Origin of the sequence: Rodentibacter haemolyticus, from assembly GCF_015356115.1 — a bacterium.
In the GTDB taxonomy this organism is placed as follows: Bacteria; Pseudomonadota; Gammaproteobacteria; order Enterobacterales; family Pasteurellaceae; genus Rodentibacter; species Rodentibacter haemolyticus.
Map to the genome: position 1 here is coordinate 1,685,661 of NZ_CP063056.1, position 11,525 is coordinate 1,697,185.

An 11,525-nucleotide genomic window follows, 5' to 3' on the forward strand; every position below is an offset into this window, starting at 1 on the left:
GGAAATGGCGCAATTTATCCAACTTAACGATTACCGACTTATTGAAGTTTATGGCGTTGATGCAGAGAAATATTTGCAAGGGCAGCTCACCACTGACGTGGTTATGCTGGCAGAGGGGGCAACAACACTCACTGCCCATTGTGATCCAAAAGGTAAAATGAGTGCGATTTTCCGCTTATTGAAAGTTAATGGTGAACGATTTTTCTTCCTAGTGAAAAAGGATTTATTACCGAGTGCATTGGATAACTTAAAAAAATATGCGGTATTTTCTAAAGTCAGTTTTGATTTACGGGATTGGCAAATTGTAGGCGTAATCGGTGAAAAATGTGGAAAAATACAACCGCACTTTACTTTAGAAATTGATGAACAACGGGCAATTTTGTTAAATGAAATCCCTTTGCCGATAGCTTTTAACAGCGATGAAAAACAATGGGAATTGGCAGATATTCAAGCCGGTATTCCAAGTTTGAACGCCAAAATTCAAAATGAGTTTATTCCGCAAGCGTTAAATTTACAGGCGATTGAGCAGGCGGTTTCTTTTACAAAAGGTTGCTACATCGGGCAAGAAACGGTGGCTCGCGCAAAATACCGAGGGGCGAATAAGCGCGCAATGTTTGCTTTAAAGGGCAATAGCCAAAGCCTACCTGAAATTGCGACCGAGATCGAAATGCAACTTGAAACCGGCTGGCGCAAAACCGGCACGATTACAAGTGCGGTCAATATTGAGGGTGTTTTATGGTTGCTGGTGGTGATGAATAATGATGTGGATACCAACCAAGCATTTCGTTTACCACAAGACGGTAGCAATCTTGAAATTCAGCCTTTGCCTTACGTATTAAATTAAAGATGAAAGCGAAATACTATCTCGGCATTATGTCCGGTACGAGCCTTGATGGTGTGGATGTGGCATTGGTGGATTTTGCATCTGCTCAACCTAAATTGATTGCTGCTGACTTCACACCTATGCCCGAAAATTTACGGACAAAAATCACTGAACTGGTGCAATCCGGTAAAACCGATTTACAGCAATTCGGTGAACTGGATCATCAACTCGGCTTACTTTATGCTGATTGTGTAAATAATTTTTTACAATCTCAGCAAATTTCAGCGGAAGCCGTAGAAGCCATTGGCTGTCATGGGCAAACGGTGTGGCATTCACCGCAGGGAGAATTTCCTTTCACTATGCAAATCGGTGATATGAATTTAGTTGCCACGCGCACAGGCATTACCACCGTGGGGGATTTTCGCCGTAAAGATATGGCATTTGGCGGGCAGGGCGCACCCTTGGTACCGGCATTTCATCAAGCTATTTTTTTTGATCCTCATTATGCGACCGCGGTTTTGAATATTGGCGGCATTAGCAATGTCTCTTTGTTGCTGCCTGATCAGCCGATAATCGGTTTTGATATTGGGCCGGGAAATACCTTACTTGATCAGTGGATCGAAAGACACCAAGGCGTATCTTATGATAAAAACGGCGAATGGGGGGCAACAGGGAAAATTAATGAAGCCTTGTTAAATAATTTGCTGGATGAACCTTTCTTCCGACAGCCACCGCCGAAAAGTACGGGGCGAGAGCAGTTCAATTTGCCTTGGCTGGCAGCTAAAATTGAAAAAACACAAGAAAAAACGACCGCACTTTTACTGCAAGATATACAAGCCACTTTGGTCGAATTTACCGTTCGTACTATTTCGGATAGCCTAAATATTGATACGGCGTTACCAAAGCGGTTATTGGTTTGCGGTGGTGGCGCGAAAAACACATTGATGATGCAACGTCTTAAACATCACTTGCCACAATGGGCTATTTATATGACCAACGATTTTGGAATGGATTCGGATTATGTGGAAGCGGCAGCTTTTGCATGGTTGGCTTACCGCCGAATATATAATCAATCGGGGAATTTACCGGAAGTAACCGGTGCCGAAAGTGCGGTGAGTTTAGGGGCGATTTTTCCAAAGCCTTGAGTTTCTTCGTTCCCTCATTTATGTGAAAGGCAGTCCTTTGCCTTTGCTATAACAACATATCATCATAAATTTACTTCCATAGGAAAATACAGTGAACGAACAACTTCTCCACACACTCTCCGCATTAATTACAGAACAACGTAATCCGAATTCAATGAATATCGATCAACTTTCCGCTTTAGACATCGTGACATTAATGAACGGGGAAGATAAACGGGTTCCTCTCGCGATTGAACGGGTGTTGCCGCAAATCGCACAAGCGGTGGAAGCCATTGTAAAAGCATTCCGACAAGGGGGGCGTTTAATATATATCGGTGCGGGTACCAGTGGACGATTGGGGGTGTTGGATGCGTCAGAATGTCCGCCTACTTTCGGTGTTAACGGGGAAATGGTAAAAGGCATTATTGCTGGTGGCGAACGGGCGATTCGTTATCCGGTGGAAGGGGCGGAAGATAATCCGGCTGCCGCAGTAGAAGATTTGCAGGCTATCCGTTTTAGTAAAAAAGATGTACTGGTTGGTATTGCAGCAAGCGGTCGCACACCTTATGTATTGGGAGCATTAAAATATGCCAAGCAACTTAGAGCGGGAACCGTGTCTATTGCAAGTAATCCACAGTCGGCAATGGCAGAACTGGCGGATATTGCCATTGATACCGTTGTCGGCGCAGAAGTGCTGACGGGGTCAAGTCGTTTAAAATCCGGCACGGCACAAAAGTTGGTATTGAATATGCTTACGACCGCTTCGATGATTTTGCTCGGTAAATGCTATGAAAATTTAATGGCAGATGTGCAGGCAAGTAACGAAAAGCTGAAGACCCGCGCTATTCATATTGTTATGCAGGCAACCGAATGTGATAAAGCAACCGCTGAACGAACCTTAATCCTTGCAGAACAAAATGCAAAACTGGCGATTATGATGATTCTAAGCGGATTAGAAAAAAATGAGGCGAAAGCCCTGTTAGAAAAAGAGAAAGGGCAGCTGAGAAAAGCACTCAATAATTAGTCGCTATCACGTCTGATGGTACCGTTACATTATTGATTTGGTATTTATCGGGATACGAAGTATGGTATCCCCTAACGAGCACTCTGTTTTGTTATTTTTCGCTTGTTTTATGGATTTATTCGGCTTTTTATTTCCCTTTTTCTAGTCCTTACTACCATTCAATGGTAAAATTCGGCATTTTTATGAGTGAGGAAATGATGTCTTTAGTTGAATTTGTTATGGATAAGTTAGACGACTTAAAAGGCACGGATATTGTGCATTTTGATGTGCGTGGGAAATCTTCGATCACGGAAAATATGGTGATTTGTACCGGTACGTCTAGTCGTCAAGTTTCTGCAATGGCGGATAATTTAATCGCAGAATGTAAAAAAGCCGGTGTGGAAACCTTTGGTGAAGAAGGGAAAAATACGGCGGATTGGATTGTGGTGGATTTAGGTCAAACCATTGTTCACATTATGCAGCGTGAAGCGAGAGAAATGTACCAGTTAGAAAAACTTTGGGCGTAAAGTGCGGTTGGTTTTTAGGGAATTTTTCGGAATTATACATTAGGTTACACAAAAGCTGTGTAGGGTGGGCAAATTATTGCCCACCGTTTCAATCTATATTTTCGGTGGGCAATAATTTGCCCACCCTACAGTTGTAGCAGCGACATAAGGCTAGAATTTTTATTCATTAAGGAATATTTGTGAAAATCACATTAATTGCGGTAGGGACGAAAATGCCGGCATGGGTAACGAGCGGATTTGAAGAATATCAACGCCGTTTTCCTAAAGATATGCCTTTTGACTTGATTGAAATTCCTGCCGGTAAGCGTGGAAAAAATGCGGATATTAAGCGTATTTTAGAGCAAGAGGGGAAAGCGATGTTGGCGGCTTGCGGAAAAGCGAAAGTGGTGACATTGGATATTCCGGGTAAACCTTGGACAACGCCGCAGCTTGCCGAACAATTAGAAGCTTGGAAGAACGATGGGCGTGATGTTTGCCTATTGATTGGCGGGCCGGAGGGGCTTTCTCCCGAATGTAAAGCGGCGGCAGAGCAGAGTTGGTCACTTTCTCCTTTAACTTTACCTCATCCGCTTGTGCGTGTGGTAGTAGCGGAAAGTTTATATCGGGCTTGGTCGCTTATCACCAACCACCCTTACCACCGAGAGTAAAGTGCGGTCAATTTTTAATGAATTTAAAGAAATTTTTTGCAGCCCCCACTCACGAACCGATTCGCGATAAAAAAGCGGAGCGGAATCTTTTTGCCCGCCGAACATTAGTGGCGTTCATTGGCATTATTGCGCTCACCGGAGTGTTGTTCGCCAATATTTACCATCTTCAAATCGTTAATTTCGATACCTATCAAACACGCTCTAACGGCAATCGAATCAAACTCTTGCCCGTACCGCCGACCCGTGGGCTGATTTATGATCGCTATGGCGAATTATTGGCGGAAAATCTCACTTTCTTCGGGCTATATATCGTGCCGGAAAAAACGGAGAATTTAGACCGCACTTTTGATGAACTTCGCTATATTGTCGGCTTGACGGATGAAGATATTAAACAATTCAGAAAAGAACGTCGCCGTGGTACGCGATATACTTCGATTATGCTCAAAGCAAATTTGACGGAAGAACAAATTGCACGTTTTTCAGTAAACCAGTACCAATTTCCAAGTTTGGAGGTGCGCCCTTATTTTAAGCGTAATTATTTATACGGCGAGGTTATGACACATATTCTCGGCTATGTGGGCAAGATTAATGATAAGGATGTGGAAAGACTCAAAAAGGAAGAGAAATCTGCTAACTATGCCGGTTCTCATGATATGGGGAAGCTCGGTATCGAACGTTATTATGAAGACCAGCTTCACGGCATCACGGGATTTGAAGAAGTCGAAATTAATAACCGTGGCAAGGTGATTCGTAAATTACGAGAACAACCCGCAAAAGCCGGGAAAAGTATTCATTTGACCATCGATCTCGCTCTTCAACGTTATGTTACCGATTTGCTCGCCGGGCAAAAGGGAGCGGTTGTTGTTTTAGATCCTAAAGATAGCAGTGTGTTAGCGATGGTTTCAACGCCAAGCTATGATAATAATCTCTTTGTTGATGGTATCTCCGGGACGGATTATAAGCGTTTATTGGACGATCCCGATAGACCGCTTTATAGCCGTGCAACGCAAGGTGTTTATCCGCCGGCATCAACGGTGAAACCTTTTATTGCGGTTGCGGCACAAACGGAAAATGTGGTTAATCAAAATACCACGATTTTTGATCCGGGCTATTGGATGCTGCCGGGAACGACAAAACGCTTCCGAGATTGGAAAAAATCAGGTCATGGTTATACGGATCTCAATAAAGCGATTACGGAGTCTTCGGATACTTATTTTTATCAGGTCGCCTATAGTTTGGGCATTGACCGTTTATCGGATTGGATGAAACGTTTCGGTTTCGGTATGCCGACAGGAATTGAAATTAATGAAGAAGCTTCCGCCAATATGCCGACCAGAGCCTGGAAACAAAAACGTTATAAACGCCAATGGGTGCAGGGCGATACGATTTCGGTCGGTATCGGGCAAGGCTATTGGACGGCAACGCCGTTACAGGTGGCAAAAGCAACGGCGATTTTAGTCAATAATGGCAAGGTAAATACGCCGCACTTAATGAAATCGGTGGAAGGCGTAACCATTGAGCCTTATCAAGATCCGCTACTTTATGAGGATATTACCGAACCTAAACAGGCTTATTGGGAGGCTGCCAAACAAGGAATGTTTAATGTGGTGCATTCCTCAGCGGGGACAGGGCGTAAGGCTTTTCTCGGGGCAAATTATCACGTTGCGGGAAAATCCGGTACGGCGCAAGTATTTAGCTTAAAAGAAAACCAAAAATATGATGCGGCAGGATTGAAAAAGGAATTACATGATCACGCTTGGTTTACCGCTTATGCGCCTTATGAAAATCCTAAACTGGTCGTGTCGATTATCTTAGAAAACGCCGGTGGCGGTTCAAGTAATGCGGCACCGGTTGTCCGTAAAATTATGGATTATTATCTCAACCAACGTTTACCTGAAGTTGAGCGAAAAGCAAATACGGAAAGCAACAGTGAAGAAATTATTGAAACGCAGATAGAAAACGGGCAAACAGAATAATGGAAGAAAAAACACCGCTTTGGCTTCGTTTATGGAAGCCGTTACATTTGGATTTTTGGCTATTATTAGGGTTAATTGCGATTACCGGCTATGGCATACTTGTGCTTTATAGTGCTTCCGGTGCGAGTGAAATAATGTTTCGTAACCGTGTTATTCAGGTTATTCTTGGTTTTATTGTGCTACTGGTGATGGCGCAATTTCCGCCTAAATTTTATCAAGGCATCGCACCTTACCTTTACTTGATAGGCTTGGTGCTATTAATTTTGGTTGATGCGATTGGCACAACCAGTAAAGGCGCTCAGCGTTGGCTTGATTTAGGTTTTATCCGTTTTCAACCATCAGAAATCGTAAAGCTGGCAGTGCCATTGATGGTGGCGGTTTATTTAGGTAACCGCCCCGTACCGCCTAAAATGAGCGAAACCTTTATTGCGATTGCGATGATCATTGTTCCTACCTTGTTGGTGGCGATTCAGCCGGATCTCGGTACTTCAATTTTAGTCAGCGCATCGGGATTATTCGTCGTTTTTCTGGCTGGGATGAGCTGGTGGTTGATTTTAGCTGCGGTTGTGGGCTTGGCAGGATTTATTCCGATTATGTGGCTTTATTTAATGCACGATTATCAACGCACCAGAGTCCTCACTTTGCTTGATCCGGAAAAAGATCCGCTTGGTGCGGGCTATCATATTCTCCAATCTAAGATCGCCATCGGCTCAGGTGGGATTTGGGGAAAAGGTTGGATGCAAGGTACGCAATCTCAGCTTGAATTTTTGCCGGAACCCCATACCGATTTTATTTTTGCGGTGATGAGCGAAGAACACGGTATGGTAGGATTTATCGTCCTTATCGCAATTTATCTGTTTATTATTGTGCGTGGTTTAATGATCGCTGTGAATGCACAAACCACGTTCGGGCGTATTTTGGCAGGCGCTACCACACTTATTTTTTTCGTGTATTTATTCGTAAATATTGGTATGGTGAGCGGCATTTTGCCGGTGGTGGGCGTGCCGTTGCCATTGTTTAGTTACGGCGGTACTTCATATGTCGCTATTATGGCAAGTTTTGGGTTGGTGATGTCGATTCATACGCATCGCACAAAATTTATCAATGCGAACTAATTTGTTTTTTAGTGTTCTTACATACGATTTTATTTATTGGAAAATTAATTTATGATTATAAAAATGCTTGCAAAACTGACCGCACTTACAGTTATTGTGGTACTGAGTATTTTACCCGTTCAAGCCAAAAATGATCCTTATAATCAATATGGTATTAAAGGTGCAAGTCTTACCCGTACAACCCCTGTGAGTTCATCAACAAATTATACGGTGAATGGTAAAACCTATACAACTTACAGCCACAGCAAAGCAAAAGAATATTCAAAACAAGGCACGGCAAGCTATTATCACCGTAAATTCCACGGTCGCCGTACTTCAAACGGTGAAACATATAATTCCGCGCTTTACACGGCGGCACATAAAACCTTACCTTTAAATTCCTATGCTTTAGTGACGAATTTGCATAATAATCGTAAAACCATTGTTCGGATAAATGATCGCGGTCCTTTTAGTCGAGGACGAATCATTGATTTATCTTATGCGGCGGCAAAAGAAATAGGTTTGATTGCAAGAGGTGTCGGACAGGTAAAAGTTGAAGCGTTGCATATTTCTCCGAAGGGACGCATTTCCGGTGCAGGAACGAAAACGCTGGCAAAATATGCGAAAACACAAGCCGCATCGGATCGACTGGTAAATTCGGAAAAAAAAATTCTCGTAAACGAGCCAGAAGTGCCCAAAGAGCAATATCGGCTAAAAATGTTGGATTTACCAAGCAAAAAATACGCAAATGATTTAATCACCCGTTTGGCATTAGACAATGTAAATATTGAAGTCAATCAGCGTAATGGACGGTATGAACTCCATTTAGGACCGGTGGCAGATAAACAGGTTATTGCGAAATTAAAATCAAAATTACAAAAAATGGCTAATGGTAATCCATTAATCGTTTATACTTATAAAAACTAAGCTATTTTTAAAGGAAATACTATGTTCAAGCAATGTGCTAAATTCAAAAAACTCGCGCTTATCTCCGGATTGATTTCGGCATCAACGTTTGTTTCTGCGACAGATATGCAATATGGCGTGACTCCTCCGGAAGTAAATGCGCAAACCTATATTTTAATGGATTATCATTCCGGTGCGGTGCTTGCGGCGTTAAATCCGGATCAACGTCAGTATCCGGCATCACTCACTAAAATGATGACCAGTTATGTTGTCGGCCAAGCCTTAAAGCAAGGCAAAATCCATAATACGGATATGGTTACCATTGGCGAAAGCGCTTGGGGACGTAATTTTCCGGATTCTTCCAAGATGTTCTTAAATCTTAATCAACAAGTTTCCGTTGAAGACTTAAACAAAGGCGTGATTATCGTTTCAGGTAATGATGCGTGCGTAGCTTTGGCTGAACATATTTCGGGCACGGTATTAAATTTCGTTGATACGATGAATAAATACGCTCAACAATTCGGTTTAAAAAATACCAACTTCACCACGCCGCACGGATTAGACGATCCGAATCAATATTCAACGGCTCGTGATATGGCAATTATTGGTACGCATATTATTCGTGATTTGCCGGAAGAATATAAAATCTACGCACAAAAAGATTTTACTTTTAATAAAATCAAACAACCTAATCGTAATGGTTTATTGTGGGATAAAACAATGAATGTGGACGGAATGAAAACCGGACATACGAGTAAAGCGGGTTACAATCTAGTGGCTTCGGCAACCAATCCAAGCAATATGCGTTTAATTTCCGTCGTGATGGGGGTACCGACTTACAAAGGTCGTGAGGTGGAAAGTAAAAAATTATTGCAGTGGGGATTTGCGAAGTTTGAAACCTTAAAAACCCTTGAAGCCAATAAAGAAATTTCGGAACAATCGGTTTATTATGGTGATCAAGGTAAAGTGAAACTGGGCGTGCTGCAAGATAGCTTTATTACCGTGCCAAAAGGCAGACAGTCCGAATTAAAAGCGCGTTATGAATTGGATAATAAATACTTACAAGCACCTTTGGCGAAAGGGCAAGTTGTGGGGAAAGTCATTTATCAACTTGACGGCAAAGATGTGGCAGCAGTGAATTTACAAGTGATGAGTGAAGTGAAAGAAGGCGGAATATTTGGCAACGCTTGGGATTGGTTAGTCTTAACCGTCAAAAGCCTTTTCTAAAACACCTTGAAATATGACCGCACTTCCCCATCTATAGTGCAGTCTATCGTCTTAGTAAATTAAATTTAATTCACTATAAAAATCGGGCAGGTTTGAAATCTGCCCTTTATCTCATTCAAAAACAAGGAAAAATAATGGCAACCGAACAAGATTACGAAAAACTGAAAGAATTAATGGAATTTCCTGCGGCAATGACTTTTAAAGTCGCCGGAGTAAATCGTGAAAATCTGGCTCAAGATTTAATCTCGGTGGTTCAAAAATATCTACCGGGTGATTACATTCCAAAAGAAAAACGAAGCAGTAAAGGCACTTACAACTCCGTTTCCATTGATGTTGTGGCACAGAATTTTGAACAAGTAGAAACTCTTTATAAAGAACTCGCCAAAGTTGAAGGCGTGAAAATGGTTATTTAATAATGGCGGCATTACCTCTTATTGTTCACCAACTGGGGTTGCGTGATTATCAAGAAATTTGGCATAAAATGCAGGCGTTTACCGATAACCGCACTGCCGAAACCACAGATGAGATTTGGCTGGTGGAACACCCGTCCGTCTTTACACAAGGGCAAGCCGGTAAACCGGAACATTTGTTGCAAACCGGTATAATTCCGGTAGTGCAATCGGATCGGGGGGGACAGATAACCTATCATGGCCCCGGTCAGCAAGTGATGTATGTATTGATCGATATTCGTCGCCATAAAGATCTCAATGTTCGCCGATTAGTGACCGCACTTGAACAATCCGTGGTGAAGACCTTGGCTGATTATGGCATAGAAGGCTATCCTAAAGCTGATGCGCCGGGCGTATATATTGACGGTAAGAAAATCTGCTCTTTAGGATTGCGTATCCGTAAAGGCTGCTCTTTCCACGGTTTGGCATTCAATATTAATATGGATCTTAACCCCTTTCATTTTATTAATCCTTGTGGTTATGCCGGTTTAGAGATGTGTCAATTAGCGGATTTTATTGATAAAAATGAGGCGACTTTGGATAAGGTTTCACCAAAATTAATTAAACACTTTGCCGAACTTTTGGGCTATAATGTCACAAATTTTTAACATTTAACGAACTGTAGTGAATTAAATGAAAACGGCAACAAACTGCAAGCCGAAGGCAGTACAAGTAGTACGGTGAGGCACTGCAATGGACGTTTTTTTAATTTTATTTACTATAAAGTGCCTGTATCAGGCATTTTTCTTTAGGAAGAACTATGTCAACGCCATTTAAAATGGAGCGCGGCGTCAAATATCGTGATGCGGCAAAAACGTCAATTATCCCGGTAAAAAATATTGATCCGAACCAAGAACTATTGAAAAAACCGGAATGGATGAAAATCAAATTACCGGCAAGTTCACTCAAAATTGAAAGTATTAAGAAGGGAATGCGCCGTCACGGGCTGCATTCTGTGTGTGAAGAAGCCTCCTGCCCGAACTTGCACGAATGCTTTAACCACGGCACGGCGACCTTTATGATTTTGGGCGCAATCTGTACACGCCGTTGCCCGTTCTGTGATGTCGCCCACGGCAAACCTTTACCGCCTGATCCGGAAGAACCGCGCAAACTTGCCGAAACCATTCAGGATATGAAATTAAAATATGTGGTGATTACTTCTGTGGATCGTGATGATTTGCCTGATCGTGGTGCGGGGCATTTTGCGGAATGTGTAAAAGAGGTTCGTGCCTTAAATCCGGGAATTAAAATCGAGATTTTGGTACCGGATTTCCGAGGACGTATTTCCCAGGCTTTGGAGAAATTGAAAGATAATCCACCGGATGTGTTTAACCATAATCTTGAAAATGTCCCACGTTTGTATAAAGAAATTCGACCGGGTGCGGATTATGAATGGTCGTTGAAATTACTTCGTGAATTTAAAGAAATGTTTCCAGATATCCCAACAAAATCAGGATTGATGGTGGGGTTAGGGGAAACGAACGAAGAAATTTTGCAAGTTATGCAAGATTTACGTGCCAATGGCGTAACAATGTTGACGCTTGGTCAGTATCTACAGCCAAGTCGTCATCATCTAGCTGTTGCCCGTTATGTACCTCCGGCGGAGTTTGATGAATTCCGTGAAAAAGCAAACGTGATGGGATTCGAACACGCAGCTTGCGGACCCTTTGTTCGTTCCTCTTATCATGCCGATTTACAGGCAAGCGGTGGACTCGTTAAATAAAAAATCGAATTAAAGAATTTCATAAC

12 protein-coding genes are annotated in these 11,525 nt (G+C 42.4%); all 12 read left to right on the plus strand.

Translation table 11 applies throughout. From position 1 onward, the window contains the following. Positions 1 to 4: 4 nt before the first annotated feature. The 12 genes from ygfZ to lipA all read left to right on the plus strand — a co-directional run bounded on the left by ygfZ (position 5) and on the right by lipA (position 11,499). A complete protein-coding gene (ygfZ, locus tag IHV77_RS08010; RefSeq protein WP_194811457.1) occupies positions 5 to 844 on the plus strand; it encodes a CAF17-like 4Fe-4S cluster assembly/insertion protein YgfZ in 840 nt (279 codons plus the stop codon). Between the two features lie 2 nt (positions 845 to 846). Continuing rightward, entirely contained in the window at positions 847 to 1,968 is a 1,122-nt protein-coding gene (locus IHV77_RS08015; RefSeq protein WP_194811458.1) for an anhydro-N-acetylmuramic acid kinase, read from the plus strand. Between the two features lie 154 nt (positions 1,969 to 2,122). Further along, entirely contained in the window at positions 2,123 to 2,971 is an 849-nt protein-coding gene (gene murQ / locus IHV77_RS08020; RefSeq protein ID WP_408635294.1) for an N-acetylmuramic acid 6-phosphate etherase, read from the plus strand. 197 nt (positions 2,972 to 3,168) lie between these two features. Beyond that, a complete protein-coding gene (rsfS, locus tag IHV77_RS08025; protein WP_194813259.1) occupies positions 3,169 to 3,477 on the plus strand; it encodes a ribosome silencing factor in 309 nt (102 codons plus the stop codon). A 179-nt stretch (positions 3,478 to 3,656) separates the two neighbouring features. After that, positions 3,657 to 4,124, plus strand: coding sequence for a 23S rRNA (pseudouridine(1915)-N(3))-methyltransferase RlmH (gene rlmH / locus IHV77_RS08030; RefSeq protein WP_194811460.1), 468 nt, complete (start codon positions 3,657 to 3,659; stop codon positions 4,122 to 4,124). A gap of 17 nt (positions 4,125 to 4,141) precedes the next feature. Beyond that, complete coding sequence (mrdA, locus tag IHV77_RS08035; RefSeq protein WP_194811461.1) at positions 4,142 to 6,100, plus strand: penicillin-binding protein 2; 1,959 nt, start codon at positions 4,142 to 4,144, stop codon at positions 6,098 to 6,100. Further along, a complete protein-coding gene (rodA, locus tag IHV77_RS08040) occupies positions 6,100 to 7,215 on the plus strand; it encodes a rod shape-determining protein RodA (RefSeq protein ID WP_194811462.1) in 1,116 nt (371 codons plus the stop codon). The genes mrdA and rodA overlap by 1 nt, the downstream gene beginning before the upstream one ends. 51 nt (positions 7,216 to 7,266) lie before the next feature. Then, positions 7,267 to 8,121, plus strand: coding sequence for a septal ring lytic transglycosylase RlpA family protein (locus IHV77_RS08045; protein WP_194811463.1), 855 nt, complete (start codon positions 7,267 to 7,269; stop codon positions 8,119 to 8,121). A gap of 21 nt (positions 8,122 to 8,142) precedes the next feature. After that, complete coding sequence (locus IHV77_RS08050) at positions 8,143 to 9,327, plus strand: serine hydrolase (RefSeq protein ID WP_194811464.1); 1,185 nt, start codon at positions 8,143 to 8,145, stop codon at positions 9,325 to 9,327. 134 nt (positions 9,328 to 9,461) lie between these two features. Further along, the gene (gene ybeD / locus IHV77_RS08055; protein WP_194811465.1) at positions 9,462 to 9,740 is read left to right on the plus strand and encodes a DUF493 family protein YbeD; all 279 of its coding nucleotides are present in this window, start codon (positions 9,462 to 9,464) and stop codon (positions 9,738 to 9,740) included. Positions 9,741 to 9,742: 2 nt separating this feature from the next. Continuing rightward, a complete protein-coding gene (lipB, locus tag IHV77_RS08060) occupies positions 9,743 to 10,384 on the plus strand; it encodes a lipoyl(octanoyl) transferase LipB (protein ID WP_194811466.1) in 642 nt (213 codons plus the stop codon). 152 nt (positions 10,385 to 10,536) lie between these two features. Continuing rightward, positions 10,537 to 11,499, plus strand: a complete 963-nt coding sequence (gene lipA / locus IHV77_RS08065) for a lipoyl synthase (protein WP_194811467.1) — start codon at positions 10,537 to 10,539, stop codon at positions 11,497 to 11,499. Positions 11,500 to 11,525: the final 26 nt, after the last annotated feature.

What these genes read in the sequence shown, in the direction of transcription:
- lipB (WP_194811466.1), top strand. Translation starts at nt 9,743, where the DNA reads ATGGCGGCATTACCTCTTATTGTTCACCAACTGGGGTTGCGTGATTAT.
- rsfS (WP_194813259.1), top strand. Translation starts at nt 3,169, where the DNA reads ATGTCTTTAGTTGAATTTGTTATGGATAAGTTAGACGACTTAAAAGGC.
- ygfZ (WP_194811457.1), top strand. Translation starts at nt 5, where the DNA reads ATGGCGCAATTTATCCAACTTAACGATTACCGACTTATTGAAGTTTAT.
- mrdA (WP_194811461.1), top strand. Translation starts at nt 4,142, where the DNA reads ATGAATTTAAAGAAATTTTTTGCAGCCCCCACTCACGAACCGATTCGC.
- IHV77_RS08015 (WP_194811458.1), top strand. Translation starts at nt 847, where the DNA reads ATGAAAGCGAAATACTATCTCGGCATTATGTCCGGTACGAGCCTTGAT.
- IHV77_RS08050 (WP_194811464.1), top strand. Translation starts at nt 8,143, where the DNA reads ATGTTCAAGCAATGTGCTAAATTCAAAAAACTCGCGCTTATCTCCGGA.
- lipA (WP_194811467.1), top strand. Translation starts at nt 10,537, where the DNA reads ATGTCAACGCCATTTAAAATGGAGCGCGGCGTCAAATATCGTGATGCG.
- murQ (WP_408635294.1), top strand. Translation starts at nt 2,123, where the DNA reads ATGAATATCGATCAACTTTCCGCTTTAGACATCGTGACATTAATGAAC.
- IHV77_RS08045 (WP_194811463.1), top strand. Translation starts at nt 7,267, where the DNA reads ATGATTATAAAAATGCTTGCAAAACTGACCGCACTTACAGTTATTGTG.
- rodA (WP_194811462.1), top strand. Translation starts at nt 6,100, where the DNA reads ATGGAAGAAAAAACACCGCTTTGGCTTCGTTTATGGAAGCCGTTACAT.
- ybeD (WP_194811465.1), top strand. Translation starts at nt 9,462, where the DNA reads ATGGCAACCGAACAAGATTACGAAAAACTGAAAGAATTAATGGAATTT.